This window comes from Streptomyces sp. NBC_01190 (genome assembly GCF_045039895.1).
Classification (GTDB): domain Bacteria; phylum Actinomycetota; class Actinomycetes; order Streptomycetales; family Streptomycetaceae; genus Actinacidiphila.
This window is the reverse complement of sequence record NZ_CP108580.1, coordinates 6,552,706-6,573,779: the sequence shown is the minus strand read 5'-3', so window position 1 is coordinate 6,573,779 and position 21,074 is coordinate 6,552,706. Positions and strand designations below refer to the sequence as shown.

General features: G+C 73.8%; 19 protein-coding genes. 9 read left to right on the top strand and 10 right to left on the bottom strand.

The window, feature by feature from the left end:
• Positions 1 to 98: 98 nt before the first annotated feature.
• Positions 99 to 893, top strand: a complete 795-nt coding sequence (locus OG519_RS27565; protein ID WP_405589277.1) for an IclR family transcriptional regulator — start codon at positions 99 to 101, stop codon at positions 891 to 893.
• A gap of 115 nt (positions 894 to 1,008) precedes the next feature.
• Here OG519_RS27565 and OG519_RS27560 read toward each other — a convergent pair whose 3' ends face one another.
• Positions 1,009 to 1,365 (bottom strand): DUF5955 family protein, encoded by a 357-nt coding sequence (locus OG519_RS27560; protein ID WP_405589275.1) that lies wholly within the window; start codon positions 1,363 to 1,365, stop codon positions 1,009 to 1,011.
• Between the two features lie 179 nt (positions 1,366 to 1,544).
• Positions 1,545 to 3,323, bottom strand: coding sequence for a protein kinase domain-containing protein (locus tag OG519_RS27555; RefSeq protein ID WP_405589273.1), 1,779 nt, complete (start codon positions 3,321 to 3,323; stop codon positions 1,545 to 1,547).
• A 144-nt stretch (positions 3,324 to 3,467) separates the two neighbouring features.
• Here OG519_RS27555 and OG519_RS27550 point away from each other — a divergent pair, with 144 nt between their 5' ends.
• Positions 3,468 to 4,199 carry an NTP transferase domain-containing protein gene (locus OG519_RS27550; protein ID WP_405589271.1) on the top strand — a complete coding sequence of 244 codons (732 nt, stop codon included), beginning with the start codon at positions 3,468 to 3,470 and terminating at the stop codon, positions 4,197 to 4,199.
• A 156-nt stretch (positions 4,200 to 4,355) separates the two neighbouring features.
• Positions 4,356 to 5,984: a malate synthase A gene (gene aceB / locus OG519_RS27545; protein WP_405589269.1), complete on the top strand. Its 1,629-nt coding sequence runs from the start codon at positions 4,356 to 4,358 to the stop codon at positions 5,982 to 5,984.
• An 84-nt stretch (positions 5,985 to 6,068) separates the two neighbouring features.
• Here the strand turns inward: aceB and OG519_RS27540 are convergent, their stop codons facing one another.
• The 6 genes from OG519_RS27540 to OG519_RS27515 all read right to left on the bottom strand — a co-directional run bounded on the left by OG519_RS27540 (position 6,069) and on the right by OG519_RS27515 (position 10,158).
• Entirely contained in the window at positions 6,069 to 7,454 is a 1,386-nt protein-coding gene (locus OG519_RS27540; RefSeq protein ID WP_405589267.1) for an 8-oxoguanine deaminase, read from the bottom strand.
• 109 nt (positions 7,455 to 7,563) lie between these two features.
• Positions 7,564 to 8,535, bottom strand: a complete 972-nt coding sequence (gene pucL, locus OG519_RS27535) for a factor-independent urate hydroxylase (protein WP_405589263.1) — start codon at positions 8,533 to 8,535, stop codon at positions 7,564 to 7,566.
• A 4-nt stretch (positions 8,536 to 8,539) separates the two neighbouring features.
• A complete protein-coding gene (gene uraH, locus OG519_RS27530; protein WP_405589259.1) occupies positions 8,540 to 8,917 on the bottom strand; it encodes a hydroxyisourate hydrolase in 378 nt (125 codons plus the stop codon).
• Entirely contained in the window at positions 8,914 to 9,426 is a 513-nt protein-coding gene (gene uraD, locus OG519_RS27525; protein WP_405593057.1) for a 2-oxo-4-hydroxy-4-carboxy-5-ureidoimidazoline decarboxylase, read from the bottom strand. The genes uraH and uraD overlap by 4 nt, the downstream gene beginning before the upstream one ends.
• 73 nt (positions 9,427 to 9,499) lie before the next feature.
• On the bottom strand, positions 9,500 to 9,877 hold the full coding sequence (locus OG519_RS27520) for a helix-turn-helix domain-containing protein (protein ID WP_405589257.1): 378 nt from the start codon (positions 9,875 to 9,877) through the stop codon (positions 9,500 to 9,502).
• On the bottom strand, positions 9,874 to 10,158 hold the full coding sequence (locus OG519_RS27515) for a hypothetical protein (protein ID WP_405589254.1): 285 nt from the start codon (positions 10,156 to 10,158) through the stop codon (positions 9,874 to 9,876). The genes OG519_RS27520 and OG519_RS27515 overlap by 4 nt, the downstream gene beginning before the upstream one ends.
• A gap of 272 nt (positions 10,159 to 10,430) precedes the next feature.
• Here OG519_RS27515 and OG519_RS27510 point away from each other — a divergent pair, with 272 nt between their 5' ends.
• Positions 10,431 to 11,159, top strand: coding sequence for a hypothetical protein (locus OG519_RS27510; RefSeq protein WP_405589251.1), 729 nt, complete (start codon positions 10,431 to 10,433; stop codon positions 11,157 to 11,159).
• Between the two features lie 10 nt (positions 11,160 to 11,169).
• Here the strand turns inward: OG519_RS27510 and OG519_RS27505 are convergent, their stop codons facing one another.
• Together OG519_RS27505 and OG519_RS27500 are read right to left on the bottom strand one after the other, a co-directional pair.
• Entirely contained in the window at positions 11,170 to 12,807 is a 1,638-nt protein-coding gene (locus tag OG519_RS27505; protein WP_405589248.1) for an AMP-binding protein, read from the bottom strand.
• A complete protein-coding gene (locus OG519_RS27500) occupies positions 12,804 to 14,504 on the bottom strand; it encodes an AMP-binding protein (RefSeq protein WP_405589245.1) in 1,701 nt (566 codons plus the stop codon). The genes OG519_RS27505 and OG519_RS27500 overlap by 4 nt, the downstream gene beginning before the upstream one ends.
• Before the next feature lie 161 nt (positions 14,505 to 14,665).
• Here OG519_RS27500 and OG519_RS27495 point away from each other — a divergent pair, with 161 nt between their 5' ends.
• The 5 genes from OG519_RS27495 to OG519_RS27475 all read left to right on the top strand — a co-directional run bounded on the left by OG519_RS27495 (position 14,666) and on the right by OG519_RS27475 (position 20,918).
• Positions 14,666 to 15,508, top strand: coding sequence for a response regulator transcription factor (locus OG519_RS27495; protein WP_405593055.1), 843 nt, complete (start codon positions 14,666 to 14,668; stop codon positions 15,506 to 15,508).
• Positions 15,509 to 15,729: 221 nt separating this feature from the next.
• Positions 15,730 to 17,289 carry a DHA2 family efflux MFS transporter permease subunit gene (locus tag OG519_RS27490; RefSeq protein ID WP_405589242.1) on the top strand — a complete coding sequence of 520 codons (1,560 nt, stop codon included), beginning with the start codon at positions 15,730 to 15,732 and terminating at the stop codon, positions 17,287 to 17,289.
• Positions 17,290 to 17,748: 459 nt separating this feature from the next.
• Complete coding sequence (locus OG519_RS27485; protein WP_405589239.1) at positions 17,749 to 18,390, top strand: hypothetical protein; 642 nt, start codon at positions 17,749 to 17,751, stop codon at positions 18,388 to 18,390.
• A 204-nt stretch (positions 18,391 to 18,594) separates the two neighbouring features.
• On the top strand, positions 18,595 to 19,593 hold the full coding sequence (locus OG519_RS27480) for an oxidoreductase (RefSeq protein ID WP_405589236.1): 999 nt from the start codon (positions 18,595 to 18,597) through the stop codon (positions 19,591 to 19,593).
• A gap of 242 nt (positions 19,594 to 19,835) precedes the next feature.
• Positions 19,836 to 20,918: a hypothetical protein gene (locus tag OG519_RS27475; protein WP_405589233.1), complete on the top strand. Its 1,083-nt coding sequence runs from the start codon at positions 19,836 to 19,838 to the stop codon at positions 20,916 to 20,918.
• The last annotated feature ends 156 nt before the right edge of the window (positions 20,919 to 21,074 follow it).

The following is a 21,074-nucleotide window of genomic DNA, read 5'->3' as shown; positions in this document are numbered from 1 at the left end:
TCCGCTCGCCTCGCGCGCCGCCGCGCTTCCGGGCCGGGCTCCCCGGCGAGTCGCGCGCACCGCCGCGCCGGGGCTCGACCGACCGAGGGGATGGCACCGTGTCCGCTGACCGCGCCGGGGGCGTCCAATCGCTCGAGCGCGCCTTCGACCTGCTGGAGCGGATGGCCGACTCGGGCGGCGAGGTCGGCCTGAGCGAGCTGTCGGCGACCAGCGGGCTGCCGCTGCCCACCATTCACCGGCTGATGCGCACCCTGGTGGCCTGCGGTTACGTCCGGCAGCAGCCCAACCGGCGGTACGCGCTCGGGCCCCGGCTGATCCGGCTCGGCGAGGGGGCCTCGCGGCTGCTCGGCAGTTGGGCCCGGCCGTATCTGGCGGAGCTGGTCGACGCGACCGGCGAGACCGCCAACATGGCGCTGCTCGACGGCGACGAGGTGGTCTATGTGGCGCAGGCACCCTCCCGGCACTCGATGCGGATGTTCACCGAGGTCGGCCGGCGGGTGCTGCCGCACTCCACCGGGGTCGGCAAGGCGCTGCTCGCCGACCTGCCGGCCGGGGAGGTCCGCGCGCTGCTGGCCCGCACCGGCATGCCGGCCGCGACCGAGCACACCATCACCGAACCGGACCTCTTCATCGCCGAGTTGGAGCGGATCCGCGATCGCGGGTACGCCGTGGACGACAACGAGCAGGAACTGGGCGTGCGGTGTCTGGCCGTCAGCGTGCCGGACGCCCCCACCGCGGCGGCCATCTCGGTCTCCGGCCCGGCCGGCCGGCTCACCGAGGCCGCCACGGAGGCGATGGTGCCGGTGCTGCTCGCGGTGGCGCGCCGGCTGGCGGCGGCGCTCGCCGACACCGGGGTCCCCGCCGGGGCCGGCACCGGGCTGCCGGTCGGCTGAGCGAACCGGCCGGCCCCGGCGGCCGGTTCGGGCCCGGGAGCGCGGTTCGGCCCGCGGGCGCCGACCGGAGCCGGCCTGTCAGCTCCCAGGTCAGGTCACGTCAGGTCTGGTCAGCTCACATCCGGCCGCCGTACGGCGGCGCCAGGGTCTCCACCGCCTCGCGCACGGCGTCCAGCGGTACGGTCAGCGCGCTGACCGAGCCGAGCGCGGCGGTGACCAGGAGTAAGGAGTGCCGGAGGTGCTCGGTGTCCGCCAGGATCCCGGGGCAGCCGGTCCTGACGGCCTGCCCCGCCAGCGCGTGCAGTTCGTCGAGTTCGTCCTCCGCGACCGCGCGGTCCGGTAACACCGGTCGGTACGCCGCGAGTTCGCGGCGCAGCTTGGCCACGGCGGCGTGCAGGCACACCACCGCGCCTCTCGGCACTACCTTCTCGCCCAGCCGCTCGGACCTGCCGAAGCGGTCGTCGTCGAGCACCTGACTATCCCCCACCACCACGTACTTCCAACCCCATTGAGTCGTACTGGCTCCCGGGCGTCTCGGCCCTCGTCCCCCGGGGCGGATCAGTAAACGCGACCGGGCGGCGTTCGCGCTATACAGTCGTAGAAAATTGCGCCGAATTCCACGTCGGGCCGGACCGCTGTGTGCGCGACTGATCACTCTCGGACGTTTTGTCCCCCCTCCCCACGCTCCCCACGCTCCCCCACCACCCGCCACACCAGGACGTCCAGCGTGGTGTAGCGCTCCGCGCCCTGTGACGAGGGGAGTTGACGAATCGTCAGCACCGCGGTGGCGCCGTCCGCCGAGCGCAGGCACAGCCGTGTGCCGGCCGACACCGAGGCGCTGCGGACGAGTTGGGCGCCGGGGGCCGCGGCCCGGCACGCGTCGGGCGTGACGGGGGCTCGGGGCGGGAGCGGCGCGAGGGTGCCGCGGCGGGGGTCGACCACGAAGGCGTCGGCCGCGGGGGTGAGGCCGAAGTCGCCGTTGTACGGGCCGGGGCGGGCCACCGGCGGACCGTCCCGCCATGACAGCGCGTAACCGGCCGGCAGCCGAACCGCGGGGTAGCCGACCGGGCCGGACGGCTGGGCCGATCCGGTGGCGCCGCCGCCGCCCGGGGCCGCGGGGGACGGCGCGGGCGCGGCGGGGGACGGCGCGGGTGCCGCGGGCGCGGTGGGTACGGCCGGCAGCGAGGAGGCGGGCGCGGCGGCGGCTCCCTCGCCGTGCGCCGGCTGGTCCACGCGCAGTCCGTCCGCCGCCACGACGCCCGCGGTGACGGCCAGCGCCAGGCCGGCCACCGCCGCCACCAGCACCGAGGTCCGTCGCCTCGGCCGTCGGACGGTCAGCCCGTGCGGCCGGTACGGCGGCCCCCACGGGAGAGCGTGCGGAAGCCTGGCGCCGGGGGGCGCGGCGGCCGGGACCGGGGGCGCGAGCGGCACCGGCGGCACGGGGCGAGTCGGCTGGGCCGGCTGGAGCGGCGGGGCCGGATGGAACGGCACGGCGGTCGGTGGAGGAGGCGCCGGCGGAAGCGCGGCCGGGCCCACCGCGGCCGCGAGGGTGGCGGGCAGCCAGGGCGCGGGGTGCCGGTGGAAGCGGCGAGCCGACATCGGGGCGGCCTGCCGGCACATCGCGGCGATCTGGGCCGGCGACGGTCGCAGCGCCGGGTCCTTGATCAGGCAGCGGGTGACGATCTCCCGCAGTTCGCCCGGGAGTTCGCTGAGGTCCGGCTCCTCCTGCCGGACCCGCGGCAGCACCGCGTCCGCCGCCCCCGGACCGAAGGGCGCCGCGCCGATCGACGCATAGGCGGCGAGTTGGCCGAGGGCGAAGATGTCGGTGGCGGCCAACGGCGTCTTCCCGTCGGCTTGTTCGGGCGCGAGGAAGACCGGTCCACCGCCGGCCGCCGGGTCCGCGCCGACCGGCGTGAGCCCGTACCCCTTGAGCGCGGGCCCCTCGGCGGTGAGCAGGACCTGGGCGGGCCGCAGATCGCCGTGGACCACCCCGGCGTGGTGGACCACCCGCAGCCCCTCGACGACGCCCGCGACCAGCCGCAGCACGGTTCGGGTCGGCAGCGGGCCGGCCCCGTCGACGGCGGCCCGCAGCGAGATCGCGGGCAGATAGGCGGTGGCGAACCAGTGCCGGTCGCCCTCGCTGCCGCTGCCGAGTACCGCGACCGTGTACGGGCCGGCGGGGACGCGCCCCGCGCTCCGCACCTCCTGGTGGAGGCGTGCGGTGAAGCCGGGGCGCTCGGCGGCCGACCGTGACGGCACGGTGAGGGCGACGGGGCGGCCGTCGGGGGCGTACGCGAGATAGACCCGGCCGAGCGCGCCGTCACCGAGCACCGCGATGATCCGGTGGCCCGAGAGCGCGGGCGGGTCCCCGGCGGCGAGCGGCCGGAGGACCGGCGCCGGGAGGAACTGGCCGAGGTGCGACACGCCCATCAGCCCCCGTCCCCGTCCTCACCCCGAACCGCCCCGCCCGGGATACCGTCCGGGCGGTATCCCGGCGGTGTCCGACGATACCGGAACCCGCCACGCCGACCGGGGCCTGTTCCCGGACCGTGCGGCGCGCGGTATGCAGGGGGGATGGAGACGAAGGGCGAGGTGGCCGGTCTGCTGCTGGCGGCCGGCGGGGGACGGCGGCTGGGCGGCCGGCCCAAGGCGCTGCTGCCGTTCGGCGGCCGGCCGCTGGTCGAGCATGTGGTGCGGGTGCTGCGGGCCGGCGGCTGCGGCCCGGTGCACGTGGTGCTGGGAGCGGCGGCGGCCGAGGTGCGCGAACGGGCCGATCTGGCGGGCTGCGTCGTCGTGGAGAACCCGGACTGGCGGCAGGGCATGGGCTCGTCGCTGCGGGCCGGCCTCGCCTCCCTGGCCGGACCGGCCGCGGGCTCGATCACCGGGCCGGTCGCCGGGCCGACGGGGGACACCGCACCGGGCGTACGGGTGCGGCCGGCGTCCCGGGCGGGCGCGGTGGCGCGCCCCGCCGCCGCGCTGATCGGCCTGGTCGACCAGCCGGGCGTGGGCGCCGCCGCCGTGTCCCGGGTGCTGGCGACGGCGCCGAGCGGCGCCGGCCTGCCGCTGGCGCTGGTGTCGGCGATGTACGGCGGGCGGCGCGCGCATCCGGTGCTGATCGGATCGGGCCACTGGGCCGGGGTGGCGCGCAGCGCCGGCGAGGACCGGGGAGCGCGCACGTATCTGCGGGAACACGCCGAGCGGACGCTGCTGGTGGAGTGCGGCGACGTGGGCGACCCGGCGGATATCGACATCCCGGCGGACCTGCGGCTTCTCGACGCGGCCGCCCGGCGTGCCACCGAGCGTTGAACTTCCGCAACGTGAAAACTATGCTCCACCTGGCAGAAGCGCCCGTATTCCGTCGCGGCCCGGCAGTGGGTGGATCCCCGGTCTCGGGCCGGGGAACCACCGGCCGGCCGGACCCGGCGGACGCCGACTCCCTTTGCTCTGTGGAGGAGTGACCGCATGTCCGCAAGCGCGCCGACCCCGGCCGTCGTCTCCGAGGCCGCCCCGCCGGTGGCCCGCGCCGAGGAGGTGCTGACGCCGCCGGCGCTGGCCTTCCTCGGTGAGTTGCACCGCCGCTTCGCGCCCCGGCGCGCCGAACTGCTGGAGCTGCGCGGCCGGCGCCGGGCCGAGATCGCCCGCACCGCCGCCCTGGACTTCCTGCCGGAGACCGCGGAGATCCGGGCCGGCGCATGGCAGGTGGCCCCGGCTCCGGCCGCGCTCGAGGACCGCCGGGTGGAGATCACCGGCCCCACCGACCGCAAGATGACGGTCAACGCGCTCAACTCCGGTGCCAAGATCTGGCTCGCCGACTTCGAGGACGCCTCCTCCCCCACCTGGCAGAACGTCATCGGCGGCCAGATCAACCTGATCGACGCCTACGAGCGGCGGATCGACTTCACCTCCGCCGAGGGCAAGACCTACGCCCTCAAGGACGCGGCCGAACTCGCCACCGTCGTGACCCGGCCGCGCGGCTGGCATCTGAACGAGCGGCACCTGACCGTCGACGGCGAGCAGCTCCCGGGCGCGCTGGTCGACTTCGGGCTCTACTTCTTCCACAACGCTCAGCGGCTGATCGACCTCGGCAAGGGCCCGTACTTCTATCTGCCGAAGACCGAGTCGCACCTCGAAGCGCGGCTGTGGAACGACGTGTTCGTCTTCGCCCAGGACCATGTCGGCATCCCGCGGGGCACCGTCCGGGCCACGGTGCTGATCGAGACGATCACCGCGGCGTACGAGATGGAGGAGATCCTCTACGAGCTGCGCGAGCACGCCTCCGGGCTCAACGCGGGCCGCTGGGACTACCTGTTCTCGATCGTGAAGAACTTCCGGGACGGCGGCGAGCGGTTCGTGCTGCCGGACCGCAACGCGGTGACGATGACGGCCCCGTTCATGCGCGCCTACACCGAACTGCTGGTGCGCACCTGCCACAAGCGGGGGGCGCACGCCATCGGCGGCATGGCGGCGTTCATCCCGTCCCGGCGCGACCCGGCCGTCAACGAGCTGGCGTTCGAGAAGGTCAAGGCGGACAAGGACCGCGAGGCGGGCGACGGCTTCGACGGATCCTGGGTGGCCCACCCCGACCTGGTGCCGATCGCCCGGGCCTCCTTCGACGCGGTGCTCGGCGACCGGCCGCACCAGAAGGACCGGCTGCGCGAGGACGTCCGGGTCACCGCCGCCCAGCTCATCGACATCGCCTCGCTGGACGCGAAGCCGACCTTCGAGGGTCTGCGCAACGCGGTGCAGGTCGGCGTCCGCTACATCGAGGCGTGGCTGCGCGGCGCGGGCGCTGTGGCGATCTTCAATCTGATGGAGGACGCGGCGACCGCGGAGATCTCGCGCTCGCAGATCTGGCAGTGGACCAACGCGGGGGTCGTCTTCGACGACGGCGAGACCCAGGTGAAGGCCACCGCGGAGCTGGTCCGCCAGGTCGCCGCCGACGAGTTGGTCGCGATCCGCACCGAGGTCGGCGAGGACGTCTTCGCGATCGGCAAGTGGACCGAGGCCTACGACCTCCTCCTGCGTACCGCCCTGGACGAGACCTACGTCGACTTCCTGACCCTCCCGGCCTACGACCAGCTGACCGACTGACCCCTCCCGCGCGCCGAAGCCGGGCGCCCCGCCAACTCGCCTGCCGGGGCCGCCCGGCGCGGCGCCCGGCCCGGCGCCCGGCGGTCAGTGGAGGCCGGCGATGGCGGACAGGCGGCGGGCCTCGGTGCGGGTCAGGTGTGCCAGGGCTTGCTCGTCGGTCCGGGTGAGGTGGCCGTGGTCGACCACCGGGACGCCGTTGACCAGGGAGAGCGTCACCGGGGCCGCGGGGCCGAGGACGAGGGCGGCGACCGGGTCGGCGATGGACGCGTGGCCGATCCCGTCCAGCTTCCACAGCACCAGGTCGGCGAGTTTCCCCGGCTCCAGGGAGCCGATCTCCGCGGCGCGGCCGAGCACTTGGGCGCCACCGTAGGTGCCGAGGCGCAGCGCCTGCCGGGCGGTGAGCGCCCGGACGCCGCCGCCGAGGCGGTTGATGAGCAGCGCGTTGCGCAACTCGGTGTGCAGCTCGCCCGATTCGTTGGACGCGGTGCCGTCCACCCCGAGGCCGACCGGGACCCCGGCGGCGAGCATCGCGGGCACCCGGGCGATCCCGGCCGCCAACCGGGCGTTGGAGGAGGGGCAGTGCGCCACTCCGGTGCCGGTGCGGGCGAAGGCGGCGATGTCGGCGTCGTTCATGTGGACGCAGTGCGCCATCCACACATCGTCGCCGAGCCAGCCGGTGGACTCGAAGTAGTCGGTCGGGCCCATCCCGAACAGCTCGTGGCAGAACTTCTCCTCCTCCACCGTCTCGCTGCCGTGGGTGTGCAGGCGTACGCCCTTGCGCCGCGCCAGCACCGCGGCCTCCCGGAGCAGTTCGGTGGAGACCGAGAACGGGGAGCAGGGCGCGGCGGCGATCCGCAGCATCGAGCCGAAGGAGGGGTCGTGGTGGGTGTCGATGGCCTGCTCGGTGGCCAGCAGCGCGTCCTCGGTGGACTCCACCGCGAAGTCCGGCGGCAGTCCGCCGTCGCTCTCGCCGCGGTCCATCGAGCCCCGGGTGGCTGTGAAGCGCACCCCGATCTCGGCGGCCGCCCTGATCTCGGCGCCGAGCAGGTCGCCGGCGCCGCGCGGGAAGACGTAGTGGTGGTCCATCGCGGTGGTGACGCCGCCCCGGACCATCACCGCGAGCGACCCGGCGGCGGCCGCGTACACCATCGGCTCGTCGATCCGCGCCCAGGTGGGGTAGAGCTCGACCAGCCAGTCGAACAGCCCGCTGTTCTGGGCCAGGCCGCGGGTGAGCCACTGGTAGAAGTGGTGGTGGGTGTTGACCAGGCCGGGGGTGGCCAGATGTCCTTCGGCGTCTATCCGCCGGGTCACGCCCTCGACGGCGGGGGCCGGTCCGGGACCGACCGCTTCGATGAGGTTTCCCGCGACGACGATGTGCCCGGCGGCGTACTCGGTGCCGGCCGCGTCCACGGTGGCGACGGCGCAGTTCTCGATGACGATGCGTTCGGTGGGGCTCACGTGCGCGGTCATGGGTGGCCTCTCGCCTCTCCGTGCGGTCCGCGGTCGGGTCCGGTTCGTTTCAGTCCTGTTCGGTCCGGTCTAGTCCGTTTGGGTACGGCTCAGTCCCGTTCAGTCCGGCTCAGTCCGTTACTGGAATGCCGGGCGCCTCGCCCTCCCGCAGCACCGTGCCCTCGATGAGGCCGTAGGGGCGGTCGGCCGCCAGATACACCTCGTTGTCGTTCTTGAGCCCGAACGGCGCCAGGTCCACCAGGAAGTGGTGCTTGTTGGGCAGCGACAGCCGCACCTCCACCACCTCCTCCCGGTGCTCGACGACCCGGCTGCCCATCGCGTACAGCGTCTGCTGGAGCGAGCGCGAGTAGGTGTCCGCGAACGCCGTCAGCAGGTGGCCGCGGACGGCCCGGTAGGACTCGTCCCAGTCGGGGGCGGCCCCACTGTCCTCATTGGTCCCATCGACCCCATCGGCCCCGTCCCCACCGGTGTCCCCGGGATCCGCCGCGCCTGTCCAGCCGAACCGCCAGCGCGCGGCGACCTCGGTCGCGAGGACGCGGTCGTCGGTCTCCTGGAGCGTCGTGTACTCGTCCTTGAGGAAGCCGCGGAACTCCGAGTCGGTGGAGTTCATCACCACCAGGTCCTTCAGCCCGGAGATCACCTGCCAAAGCTCGCCGTCAAAGGTGACCTCGGTGGTGCGGGTCTCCTGGCCGGTGCGGACGAAGGAGTGCTCGCCCTCCTTCGCGGTGGGGATGCGCTCCCAGCCGTACTCCTCGATCCGGATCCTGGCCCGGTGGATCGTCGGCTGACCGCCGACGAAGTGCCGGGCCAGATGGATGGCGAACTGCTCGGCGGAGTCGATCCCGTGTTCCTTGGCGAAGGCGAAGACCGTGTTCTTGGTCGTGTCGGTCGTCAGCACTGAGGCGTTGGAGCCGGTGAGGTGGACGTCGTCCATGGCGCCGGAGAGCGCCACCGACACATTGAGGTCCTTGATGTGGTGGGTGGCCCCCTCACGGACGATCCGCACCACGCGGGTCTCCGCCTTGCCGTACTGGTTGGGGCCGAGCCGGGCCGGCCGGGCGGGGCGTGATGCGGCGGTCATGGTGCTAGCTCCCTCGGTATACGGAGTAGCCGAACGGGTTGAGCAGCAGCGGTACGTGGTGGTGCTCGCCCGGGCGGACCGCGAAGACGGTCGCCACCTCGGGGAAGAACACCCCGCTGTCCCCCGGCTGTTCGGTGTTCCGCTGTGCGGAGTCCCGCTGTGCGGCGGCGAGATACGCCTCGACCTCGAAGCGCAGCCGTACGTGGGTGGTGTCCGCCGGCAGCGCCGGCAGGTCCTTGCAGCGCCCGTCCGCGTCGGTCGTGCCGGCGCCGTGCGCGGTCCAGGGCGCGTCGTGCGCGGCGCGCACCGAAAGCTCGACGGTGACGCCTTCGGCGGGGCGGCCCGCGGTGGTGTCGAGGATGTGGGTGGACACGGACGTCATGACGGGTCCTCCTGGGTCAGCCGGTCGACCAGCCCGGTGAGCCGGACACGGTTGATCTTTCCCAGTTCGGCGCGGACGATCTCACCTTCGGTCGCCGCGTCGTTCCCGATCCGCGCCGTGAGCGCGGCCAGCATCTCGGCGCCGGTCCTGCCGGTGGCGCAGATCAGGAAGACATGTCCGTGGGCGTCCTGGTAGTCGAGGTTCAGCCGCAGCAGTTCGGCGCGCTCCCCGTCCCGTACGCCGCTCTGCTCGCGCGCCGAGGTCGGGTCGCCCGGCGTGGGCCTGCCGATGGGCGGGTGACCCGCGACGGCTTCGCCGAGGTCGGCGGCGGTGAGCGCGGTCATGGCCGCGTCGCTCGCGGTGAGCAGATCATCGAGCCGGGCGTACGGCCGGCCGGCGGCCACCGCGGCGCCCCACGCCGTACTGGCGCAGACCTCGCGCAGCAGCCCGGCCAGGGCCGGCGGCGCGGCGTCGTTGAACCGGGTCAGTCCCGGCGGGGCGCTGGACATCACATCCGCACGCTAGGAGGCGCCGGCCCGACGCGTCAACAGATTGTTGAAAAGTGGCCGGTCGGCGGCGCGTTCACTCCGCCGTCCGGGTGGCGTTCTCCCTGTTCAGATAGTTGTAGACGGTGAAGCGGCTGACCCCGAGCGCGGACGCGACGGTCTCCACCCCGTGCCGGACCGAGAACGCGCCGCGCTCCTCCAGGCCGCGGACCACGGTCTGCTTCTGCTCGCGGCTCAGTTCGGCGAGCGGTCCGTGCCGGCGTTCCAGATCCGCCAGGATGTGGTCGAGCGAGTCGGCGAGCCGGGGCAGCCGGACGGCCAGCACCGCCTCGCCCGCCCAGCGCAGCACCACGTCGTCGCCGCGTGCCTCGTCCGGGGCCACCAGCTCGGCGCCCAGCGCGTCCACCAGCGGCCTGACCGCGTCGGCCAGCGGGTGTCCCTCGGGCGCGGTCACCGCGGGTCCGCCGCCGACGCGGCCCCGGCCCGGGGCCCGGCCTCGCCCACCACGTTGAGCTGGAGAGAGACCCGGGTCGCCCCGACCGCGAGGGTGCGCCGCAGCAGTTCGCCGACGGCCGCGACCACCGCCTCGGTGGAGCCCTCCACGGTGTTGCCGAAGGGGCCGACGTCCACCGAGTCGAACGCCCCGTCCCTGATCACCTGACGGGCCACCAGCGCGTGCTCGGGCGGCTCGTCCAGGTCGAACGGCTCGGTCGTGAATTCCAGCCTCAGTCTCACCAGGGCCCCCACGGCGGCAGCGACGCGCTCGGCGTTCTCGGTCCGGCCGCCCCGTCGCGGCGGCCCGGCTCGCAGGCGACCCTAACCGACCGGGCCGCCGCGGCGGGGCGGGCGGCAGGTCAGGCCCCGCGGACCGGGCGGGCCGGAGGGACCCGGGGCGCCCCGGGTGCCCCGGGTGACGGAGTGTCCCGATCCGGTCACAGCGGAGCGAAGTTCCTGCACTATGGAGTCGGACAGCGTCGGCGTCCACGACCGACCGGGAGGTGCGGACCTTGGCCGACAGAGCGCTGGTGAGCTGCCCGGCCTGCGGGCAGGAGAACCACTACACCCCGCCGACGTTCGCCTGTGCGTGCGGCGTACCGCTGGTGCCCGCCGTCCGGCCCGGCGAACCGGGCGTGCACATCCGGCACTTGTCGTGGGAGGACTCCTGGGTACGGGTGCGCTGTCCGGCCTGCGGACGCTGCGACCAGTGGCCGCGGCCGGAGTTCGACTGCGCCTGCGGCGCCCTGGTGCGGCTGCCGGTCGGCGACGGCGAGACCCCGGCGGTCCCCGCCCCGGACGGACCGCGGCCGGCGGCGGGCGGCGCGGCCGCGCACCCGGGCAGCACACGGCCGCACTTCCGGCCGGTCACCGTCCGCACCGCGCGGGATGTGCTGGCCACCGCGGAGCGCTATCTGAAGTGGCTGGGCTTCGCCGGGGTGCGGCCGGCCGGCGACCGCTCCGCCACCGGCGTCGATCTGCGCGGCGACGGCCTGGTGGCGCAGGTCGATCCGACGACCTTGCCGACCGCGCCGCGCGCTGTCGAGTGCCTCTGGCTGAACTGCGCCAACGAGGACGCCGCCGGCGCGTTCTTCTCGCTGGCCGGCTTCGCCCAGGAGGCGCGGGCGAGCGCCGACCGGTTGGGCGTCCCGCTCTTCGTACTGGATCTGACCGGCACCCCGCGACCGGTCAACGACGCGGCGGACGCCCTGGTCCGCGCCGGGCCGGTCCGGGGCGGCTGACCGCGGGCGTTCACCCCTCGGCGCGGAAGCCCTCCCGCAGTTCCACCTTGCGGATCTTGCCGCTGACCGTCATCGGGAAGGCGTCGAGGATCCGCAGATGGCGCGGGACCTTGTAGTGCGCGAGCCGGCCCGCGCAGAACTCCGCCAGGTCCGTGAGCGTGGGCGGGTCGGCCGGGTCGCGGGCGATCACGCAGGCCATGATCTCCTCGCCGTAGCGCTCGTCCGGCACCCCGACCACCTGGACGTCGGAGATCTTGGGATGCGTGTAGAGGAACTCCTCGATCTCGCGGGGGTACACGTTCTCGCCGCCGCGGATGATCATGTCCTTGATCCGGCCGACGATGGCGAGATAGCCGTCGTCCCGCATCACCGCGAGGTCGCCGGTGTGCATCCAACGCCCCTCGTCCACGGCTTCCTTGGTGCGTTCCGGCTCGTCCCAGTAGCCGAGCATCACCGAGTAGCCGCGGGTGCACAGCTCGCCGGGGGTGCCGCGCGGCAGCGTCGCGCCGCTCGCCGGGTCGATCACCTTGACCTCTATGTGCGGCAGCGCGCGGCCGACGGTGGCCGTACGGTGCTCCAGGTCGTCGTCCATCCGGGTCTGGGTGGACACCGGCGAGGTCTCGGTCATGCCGTAGCAGATGGACACCTCGGCCATGTGCATCTCCGCCATCACCCGCTTCATCACCTCGACCGGGCACGGGGAGCCGGCCATGATGCCGGTCCGCAGCGAGGTCAGGTCGTAGGAGGCGAAGTCGGGCAGGCCCAGCTCGGCGATGAACATGGTGGGGACGCCGTAGAGGGAGGTGCAGCGTTCCTGCTGCACCGCGCGCAGGGTCGCGGCCGGGTCGAAGCCCGGCGCCGGTATGACGATGCAGGCACCGTGCGCGGTGGCGCCGAGATTGCCCATCACCATGCCGAAGCAGTGGTAGAAGGGCACCGGCAGGCAGACCCGGTCCTGTTCGGTGTAGCCGACCGTACCGCCCACGAAGTAGCCGTTGTTGAGGATGTTGTGGTGCGAGAGGGTGGCGCCCTTGGGGAAGCCGGTGGTGCCCGAGGTGTACTGGATGTTGACCGGCTCGTGGCAGGTCAAGGTCGCCTCGCAGGCGGCGAGATGGGCGGCGGGCACCGCGGATCCGGCCGCGAGGAGTTCGTCCCAGGAGGACTCGCCGATGTGCACGACCTCCTGCAACGCCGGGCACCTGGGCCGGACTTCGGCGGTCATCGCCCGGTAGTCGCTGCCGCGGTACTCGGTGGCGGCCACCAGCAGCCTGATGCCCGACTGGTTGACCACGAACTCCAGTTCGTGGAGCCGGTAGGCCGGGTTGATGGTGACCATGATCGCGCCGAGCCGGGCGGTGGCGTACTGCACCATCACCCACTCCGGGCAGTTGAGCGCCCATATGCCGACCCGGTCGCCCTTGGCCACTCCCCTGGCGGCGAGGCCGAGGGCCACCTCGTCCACCGCGCGGCCGAACTCGGCGTAGGTCCACCGTCTGCCGCTGGGCGCGTCGACCAGCGCCTCCCGGTCGGGGTGGGCTTCGACCGCGCGGTCGAGGTTGCGTCCGATGGTGTCACCCAGCAAGGCCGTGCCCCCCGTCCCGTGCGCGTAGGACGGCGCGGGCCCTGGCGGGTAAGACGGTGCCGTCACCGATAGTCCTCCTCATGGAACTCCCTGCTCCCGTCGTGCATGGTCGCCTCCCGTAGCTCGATGCGCCGGATCTTGCCGGAGACGGTCTTGGGCAGCTCGGCGAACTCCAGCCGCCGGACCCGCTTGTAGGGCGCGAGCACCGACCGCGAGTGCGCGAAGATCGCCTTGGCGCTCCGCTCGTCCGGCGACCAGCCCTCGGCCAGCACCACATACGCCTTGGGGACCGAAAGACGCAGCTCGTCCGGGGCGGGCACCACGGCGGCCTCGACGACCGCCTCGTGTTCCAGCAGCGCGCTCTCCAGCTCGAACGGCGAGATCTTGTAGTCCGAGGACTTGAAGACGTCGTCCGCCCGCCCGATATAGGTGATGTATCCGTCCGCGTCCCGCCGGCCGATGTCGCCGGTGCGGTAGTAACCGCCGCCCATCGCCTCGTCGGTAAGGCCGGGCTCCCCGGCGTACCCGGTCATCAGACCGACCGGCCGCTCGGTGAGGTCGAGGCAGATCTCGCCCTCGTCGCCGGGCACACCGCTCACCGGGTCGACGAGGGTGACCGTGTAGCCGGGGGTGGGGCGGCCCATGGAGCCGGCCTTCACCAGCTGGCCCGGGCTGTTGGCGACCTGGACGGCCGTCTCGGTCTGCCCGAAGCCGTCCCTGATCAGCACCCCCCACAGCCGCTTGACGTGCTCGATGACCTCGGGGTTGAGCGGTTCGCCGGCCGCCACGGCCTCGCGCGGCGGGGTGCGCAGGGCGCTCAGATCGGCCTGGATGAGCATCCGCCAGACGGTGGGCGGGGCGCAGAAGCTGGTCACCCCGGCCCGGGCCATCTCGGTCATCAGCCGGCGGGCGTCGAAGCGGGAGTAGTTGTGCACGAACACCGTCGCCTCGGCGTTCCACGGCGCGAACAGGCTCGACCAGGCGTGCTTGGCCCAGCCGGGCGAGGAGATGTTGAGGTGCACGTCGCCGGGGCGCAGCCCGATCCAGTACATGGTGGCGAGGTGGCCGGCCGGATACGACAGGTGGGTGTGCTCGACCAGCTTGGGCTTGGCGGTGGTCCCGGAGGTGAAGTAGAGCATCAGCGGCTCATCCGAACGGGTGGCGCCATCGGGCGTGAACTCCGGCTCGGCGGCGTAGGCGCTCTCGTAGGCGAGCCAGCCGGGGGTGGCGCCCCCGACGTCCCCGGCGCTTCCGGCGCCCCCGACCGCGATCCTGGTGTAGTCGCCGTGCACCTCGTCGAACTTCGCGGTGTCGGCGGCGCGCACCACGGCGTGCCGCACCTCGCCGCGGTCGACCCGGTCGCGCAGGTCGGCGGGGCCGAGCAGCGGCGTGGCGGGGATGACGACGGCCCGCAGCTTCATCACCGCGAGCACGGTCTCCCACTGCTCGACCTGGTTGCCCAGCATCAGCAGCACCCGGTCGCCGGCCCGCACGCCCCGCTCCCGCAGCCAGTTGGCGACGCGGGAGGAGCGCTCGGCCATCTCCCGGAAGGAGACCCGGGTCTCGGCGCCGTCCTCCTCCACGATCCACAGGGCGGGCCGGTCGTTGTCCCGGGCGATGACGTCGAACCAGTCCAGGGCCCAGTTGAAGTGCTCGGGGCGGGGCCAGCGGAAGCCTTCCCTGGCGGCCCGGTAGTCCTCGCGGTGCCGCAGCAGGAAGTCCCGGGCGTCCCGGAACGCCCGGGTCGCCTCCGATGCCGCCATGTGCCCTCCTTGTCGATGAACCCCCAAGTAGCATCGTCCGTGAGTGACCTGGGTCTCACTACCCCCGGACGGGGGTGAGGAGAGGATGTCGGACACCGAGGGAGGGTCATCAGGTGGACGCACGGGGCGAGGCCGTCGAGGTACGTGCGGCGCTGTTGCGGATGCGGCGGTCCGGACTGCTGCCGGTGGCGTTCGGCGGACTGCTGGCGGGCGCCGGGGGCGCGCCCGCCGGCCGGCCGGTCGCGCAGGGGGTGCGGCGGTTCCGGATCACCGAGCTGTCCGGCACCGCCACCGAGTCGCTGCGCGGCCTCGGCATCGCCACCGGCACCGGGCTCGGCGGCAAGGCGCTGGCGATGTCGCGGCCCTGCGCGGTCACCGACTACAGCTCGGCCCGCACCATCAGCCACGAGTACGACGCGGCCGTCGCCGTGGAGGGCCTGCGGTCGGTGCTCGCGGTGCCGGTCGTGGTGCACCGGCGGGTCCGCGGCGTGCTCTACGGGGCGCTGCGGCAGCCCTTCGCCCTCGGCGACCGGGCGCTGAACGTGGCGATCGACGCGGTCCGGGAGCTCGAACAGGCGCTGGCCGTGCGCGACGAGGCGCAGCGGCTGCTCTCCTTCGCGCAGGCGCCGCTGACCGGCGACCCGCGGGCGTGGGAGGAGGTCCGCGCCGCGCACACCGAACTTCGGGCGCTCGCGGTCCGTATCCCCGACGCCCATCTGCGGCAGGAACTACTGGCCGCCTGCGCCCGGCTGGCCTCGGCCGGCGCGGCCATCGCCCCCGAGGCGCCGCCGCTCCGGCCGGGGGCGTCCGCGCAGCTCACCCCGCGCGAGCTGGATGTGCTCTCCGCCATCGCCTCCGGGGCCACCAACGCGGTGGCGGCGGCGCGGCTGCGGCTGCGGCCGGAGACGGTGAAGAGCTATCTGCGCTCGGCGATGCGGAAGCTGGGGGCGCACACCCGTCTTGAGGCGGTCGTCGCGGCCCGGCGGGCCGGGCTGCTGCCCTGATTGCGCGGCCGCTGACGCACCGGGTATCGCGCGCGGTGCCGTACTGGGACGCCCGGGACCCCCGGTCGGGTTGAGTCGCCGGCGGGTGACGGATGTGTGAGGAGACGCACACATCGGTCAGCTGCGAAACGTTTGCGTTTCGATAAAGACGATCGTACGGTCAATCGAGTACGAAACCGTTTCGTTCCTGCGGGTCACCGTCCCACACAGGAGTCACGCCCATGTCGACTCATTCCACCGCACAGCCGCACTCCGCCGCCGGGCTCGACCCGGGGGCCGGCGGTCCGGCGACCGAGAAGGTCCCACTCGGCAAGGCCCCGGCGGCCGACCGGTCGGAGCGGCCCAACCACCGCTGGTGGGTGCTGGCCGTCATCGCGCTGGCCCAGCTCATGGTCGTCCTCGACGCGACCGTGGTGAACATCGCGCTGCCGTCCGCGCAGCACGACCTCGGCTTCAGCGACGGCAACCGCCAGTGGATCGTCACCGCGTACTCGCTGGCCTTCGGCAGCCTGCTGCTGCTCGGCGGCCGGCTGGCCGACCTGATCGGCCGCCGGATCGTCTTCCTCATCGGTGTCGTCGGCTTCGCGGGCGCCTCCGCACTGGCCGGCGCGGCGCAGAACTTCGAGGTGCTGGTCTCCGGCCGCGCCCTGCAGGGCCTGTTCGGCGCGATGCTGGCCCCGGCCGCGCTGTCGCTGCTCAACACGACCTTCACCGACGCCAAGGAGCGGGCCAAGGCGTTCGGCATCTACGGCGCCATCGCGGGCGCCGGCGGCGGCGTCGGCCTGCTGCTCGGCGGTGTGCTCACCGAGCACCTGAGCTGGCGCTGGACGCTCTACGTCAACCTGGTCTTCGCGGTGATCGCCTTCATCGGCGGTCTGCTGCTGCTGCGCAAGGGAGCGCCGGCCGAGCGGCCGAAGCTGGACCTGCCCGGCACACTCCTGGTCACCACCGGACTCTTCGGCGTGGTCTACGGCTTCTCCAACGCCGAGACGCACCACTGGGGCTCCCCGCAGACCTGGGGCTTCCTGGTGGCCGGCGCCCTGCTGGTGGCGGCGTTCGCCTGGTGGCAGACCCGGGCGGCGCACCCGCTGCTGCCGCTGCGCGTCCTGCTCGACCGCAACCGCGGCGCGTCGTTCACGGTGCTGGCGATCTCCGGCGCGGGCATGTTCGGCGTCTTCCTCTTCCTGACCTACTACCTCCAGTCCTCGCTGCACTACACACCGGTCAAGACCGGTCTCGGCTTCCTGCCGATGATCGGCATCCTGATGGTCGCGGCGCAGCTCGTCACCAACATCTTCCTGCCGAAGCTCGGCCCGCGGCCGATCGTGCCGCTCGGCATGCTGCTCGCGGCCGGCGGCATGGTCTGGCTCACCGGGCTCGACCTGCGCAGCACCTACGCCGCGGCCGTACTGCCGCCGCTGCTGCTGATCGGCTTCGGCCTCGGCATGGTGATGCCGGCCGCGATGAGTGTGGCCACCGGGGGCATCGGCCCGGAGGACGCCGGTGTCGCCTCCGCCGCCGTCAACACCATGCAGCAGGTGGGCGGTTCGATCGGTACCGCGCTGCTGAACACGCTGGCCGCGAGCGCCGCGACCAGTTACCTGGCGGGCCGCTCGCACACCCCGGCGCACCTCGCCCAGGCCCAGCTCCACAGCTACTCGACCGCCTACTGGTGGTCGGCGGGCCTCTTCGCGGTCGGCGCGGTGGTGACCCTGCTGATGTTCCGCTCGGGCCGCCCCGAGCAGCCCGCGCAGGATACGGCGGCGCCGGTGCACATGTAGGACACCGGTGGGCCGGCCGCCACGGCCGGCCCGCTCGGCGCCGATCCGTCGCGCGGTCCGCGGCACGGTCGGTGGCACGTACCCCCTGACTCCCCGGCCGCTCCCGAGCGGAGAGCGGCCGGGGATCGGGGCCGCGGACGCCGGGTCATCGTGGGGACGGGACACCCGGCAGCCCGTCGGCCCCCTCGCGGCCGCCCCGCCGGTGCACGACCCCCGTGTGCGCCGGCGGGGCGGCGCTCTGCGCTCCCCGCACGTTTTTCTTCTGCCCAGGACCGGCCGGAGTCCGCACCCGCCGTGTCCCCTCATGTCGCTGGAACGTCCCCTCGTGTCCCCGGCTTTCGGCGGGCGCGGGCATGCGGGTGCATTTGGCGGGCCCGCACCGCCGGGTTCCGTCCACCGGGGGGCCGGGCACGACAGGCTGCTGCAATCGCTCGTCCCTCCCCCCACGGAAGGCCGCCCATGCAGCCGTCGCCCTCAACCACCCGTCCGCACCCGCGCTTCGGCCCTCGAACCCGCCCATCGCGCGGGCCGGTCCGCGCTCTCGGGATCCTCGGCGCCCTCGCGCTCGCCGCCGCGCTGCCGTTGGGGTGCGCGGGCGACTCCGCGGCCTCGGACACCGGGTCGGCGGGGACGCCGTACCTCCGCTACCTGCCGGCGCCGATCGGCCCGGCGGATCGGGCGGCCTTCGCCCTCGACGGGTCGGTGAGCCCGCCGGTCACCGAGGTCGCCCAAGAGGAGAACGGCGAGTTCAGCCTCATGGTGGTCAACACCGGGAGCACCACCGCCCAGGACGTCCGGGCGCTGCTCGACACCGGGCAGCGGGGCAACGGCATCGGCTCCGCGGACGGGCGCTGTCTGAGCCGGCAGGACGCCCGGTCGCCGGCCGACCTGTGGTGCGAACTCGGCGATGTGGCACCGGGGCAGGGCGTCGCGGTGACCGTGCACGCCTACATGTCCCGGTGTGTGTGGCTCGATCCGGCCACCTCGGCACCGAGGTTGCACGCCGCCGCCTTCCACTGGCGGCTCGGCTGGCGCACCGACGGCGCGGGACTGGCCATCAACGGCGCGACCCCGCGGTGGAGTTGCCGGAACAGGGGATAGAACGGGGGATAAACGGGGAATACCCGCCGGACCTTGACACCGATCCGGCGGCGCGGCGACCCTGAACCCAGGACATAGCACCGCCCGTGCAGGACCGCAACCGCTCTCCGGCCGCCGCACCGCCCGGCGGTCGACAACCCGCCGCAGGATGCCGGTCGCCCGGCGGCATCACGGCACGGACCCGGTAGTCCACGAGAGGCCGTCATGTCGTCCGACAGCACCGACGCACCGCTCTTCGACACCGCCTGCCCCATACCCGGGGACTGGGGCCCGCACCGGATCCCCGGCCTCGGCGGCAGGCTCGCCGTCGTCACCGGCGGCAACACCGGACTCGGGCTCGCCACCGCCCGCGAACTGGCCAGGGCGGGCGCCGATGTGGTGCTCGCGGTCCGCAGCACCGGGCGCGGCGCCGCCGCGGCGGCTGACATCCGGCGGGCGGCGCCCGGCTCCCGGGTGGACGTGCACCGGCTCGATCTCGCCGACCTGGCGTCCGTGGCGGACTTCGCCGACCGCTTCCTGGACGAGTACCCGGCGCTCGACCTGCTGATCAACAACGCCGGGATCATGACGACCCGGCGGAGCACCACGACGGACGGCTTCGAGTCGCAGTTCGGCACCAACCACCTCGGGCACTTCGCGCTGACCGGCCGGCTGCTGCCCGTGCTGGCGGCGGCCACGGCCGCCCGGGTGGTCACCGTCAGCAGCGCCGCCCACGCCCTGGGCCGGCTGGACTTCCGCGACCTCCAGTCCAAGCGGCGCTGGGGGCGGCTGCGGGCGTACGGGAACTCCAAGCTGGCCAACCTGCTCTTCACCGCGGAACTCGACCGCCGGGCGGGCGCCGCCGGCCTGGCCCTGCGGGCGTACGCGGTCCACCCCGGTTACGCCGCCACCTCGCTCTTCACCGCCGGACAGCCCCCGCTGGTCCGCGGCCTGTTCGCGCTGCCGGGCGCGGTGCTCGCGGTACGCCCGCTGACCGGCGCGCTCCCCACGCTCTGCGCCGCCACGCATCCCGGGCTGCCCGGCGCGACCTTCCTGGGCCCGCGCGGCGCCGCCGGACTCCGCGGCGCCCCGGCCGTCGTCACCCCCGCCCCGCGCGCCCGGCACCGCGCCACCGCCGTCCGCCTGTGGGAGGTCTCCCAGGCGCTGACCGCGGTCCGCTACGACTTCCCGTCGCCCGCGGCGGTCAGCGACCGCCCGGCGTAGCGGCCGGCGCTGACGGCGCGTCCCAGCGCGTCCCAGCGCGTTCCGCTCTGTCCGGACGCCTCCCGGTCTATCCGGGTGCGTCCCGCGCCCTCCGTCACCGCCGGACCGGCCGCCGAACTCCCGCGACGGCGTGTTCCGTTCCGGGTACACGAAGGGTAATCGTGCCGATACGGTAGAACGCGTTCGAGCCGTTCGAGTCGTTCAAGCCAATCGAGTCAGATCGAGGACGGGAGCGCGTACCGATGAACCCGGTGCCGGGGCACGAGATGCTCGCCTTCCTGGAGTGGTTGACGACGACGCACCCGGAGATCGAGTCCGTGGTCAACCAGCCGAGGGAGCGACTGCTCACCCTGGCGGCGGAGTTCGACGCGGAGAGCGGCCGCAAGCCGCTCTACCACCGGGTGGACCTGTGGGAGCGGAGCCTGTCACTGCTGCTCGACACCGCGGTGCCCGCCGACGACTACGACCGGGTGCGCCGCTTCGAGCGCTTCGGCGCGCTGCGGGTACGGCAGTTGGCGCGCGATCCGCTGCGTCGGCTGCGCGACGCACCGCTGCACGCGCTGTTCCTGTACTCGAGCGAGGACCGGGCGCTCGCGTCCTATCTCGTCGAGCAGTGGAGCGCGCTCGACGGGATGTCGGCCGGGCTCTGCGACATCCACCCCAACTTCGAGCAGTTGCTCGGCGAGGACGACGCGTACACCGCGCTGCGGACACTCCAGATGGTGGTCGACGCGGTGGACGGGGTCCGGCTCTCGGCCCTTCCCGTCCTCCTGTACTGGGACGGGGCGGGCCACGCCGGGCAGCTCTCCTTACGCGGCTGGGACGGTGCCACGATCGGGGACGGCCTGCGGACGGTCTTCGAGCGGGTACGGATCGAGCCCGGGTTCGCCTCACTGGCCGAAGGGGCCGCGGCGGCGACCGCCCTGGCCGAGAAGCGCCGCTCGTCGCGGGGCGGCACGACGTCGGCCGGCGGCCGCGGGACGCTCGCGAACACATCGGGCCCACCGGGGCCGCCAGGGCCGCCGGCCGGCCGGAAGCGAGCGCGCCCGCGTCCACTGCGGGCCATCGCCGAGCGGCTGCGCGACCTCACCCGGCTGCTGCCCGAGGACCGGTGGCGCGAGGTACGGCGGGATGTCTCGCTGCTGATCGACACCTACGCCGACGGCCAGTCACGGCTCGACGCCGCGGTCCGGATCGAGACGGCCCTGCTGGCCGCGCCGGCGGACGAGGGCCAGGCCGCCGAGGTGGACTCCGTGCTCACCGAACTCGGCCGCCGCGTCCTCACCTTGATGAGTGACTGGCGCTACGACGACGACTGGCTCTGACCTGCTCAACCAGCCGAGCCGGCCACCGGAGTGGGTGGTTGCCCCTGTCCACCGCGCACCGCGCAGGTGGCCACCCGGTTCCGGCCGGATGCCGCCGCCCTTCCCGCCCCCCACCGTCCGATCGGGTGATACGCCTCGCCGGGGGTACCCCGGCGG

What these genes read in the sequence shown, in the direction of transcription:
- OG519_RS27475 (WP_405589233.1), top strand. Translation starts at nt 19,836, where the DNA reads ATGAACCCGGTGCCGGGGCACGAGATGCTCGCCTTCCTGGAGTGGTTG.
- OG519_RS27490 (WP_405589242.1), top strand. Translation starts at nt 15,730, where the DNA reads ATGTCGACTCATTCCACCGCACAGCCGCACTCCGCCGCCGGGCTCGAC.
- uraH (WP_405589259.1), bottom strand. Translation starts at nt 8,917, where the DNA reads ATGACGTCCGTGTCCACCCACATCCTCGACACCACCGCGGGCCGCCCC.
- pucL (WP_405589263.1), bottom strand. Translation starts at nt 8,535, where the DNA reads ATGACCGCCGCATCACGCCCCGCCCGGCCGGCCCGGCTCGGCCCCAAC.
- OG519_RS27495 (WP_405593055.1), top strand. Translation starts at nt 14,666, where the DNA reads ATGCGGCGGTCCGGACTGCTGCCGGTGGCGTTCGGCGGACTGCTGGCG.
- OG519_RS27485 (WP_405589239.1), top strand. Translation starts at nt 17,749, where the DNA reads ATGCAGCCGTCGCCCTCAACCACCCGTCCGCACCCGCGCTTCGGCCCT.
- OG519_RS27540 (WP_405589267.1), bottom strand. Translation starts at nt 7,454, where the DNA reads ATGACCGCGCACGTGAGCCCCACCGAACGCATCGTCATCGAGAACTGC.
- aceB (WP_405589269.1), top strand. Translation starts at nt 4,356, where the DNA reads ATGTCCGCAAGCGCGCCGACCCCGGCCGTCGTCTCCGAGGCCGCCCCG.
- OG519_RS27500 (WP_405589245.1), bottom strand. Translation starts at nt 14,504, where the DNA reads ATGGCGGCATCGGAGGCGACCCGGGCGTTCCGGGACGCCCGGGACTTC.
- uraD (WP_405593057.1), bottom strand. Translation starts at nt 9,426, where the DNA reads ATGTCCAGCGCCCCGCCGGGACTGACCCGGTTCAACGACGCCGCGCCG.
- OG519_RS27550 (WP_405589271.1), top strand. Translation starts at nt 3,468, where the DNA reads ATGGAGACGAAGGGCGAGGTGGCCGGTCTGCTGCTGGCGGCCGGCGGG.
- OG519_RS27480 (WP_405589236.1), top strand. Translation starts at nt 18,595, where the DNA reads ATGTCGTCCGACAGCACCGACGCACCGCTCTTCGACACCGCCTGCCCC.
- OG519_RS27555 (WP_405589273.1), bottom strand. Translation starts at nt 3,323, where the DNA reads ATGGGCGTGTCGCACCTCGGCCAGTTCCTCCCGGCGCCGGTCCTCCGG.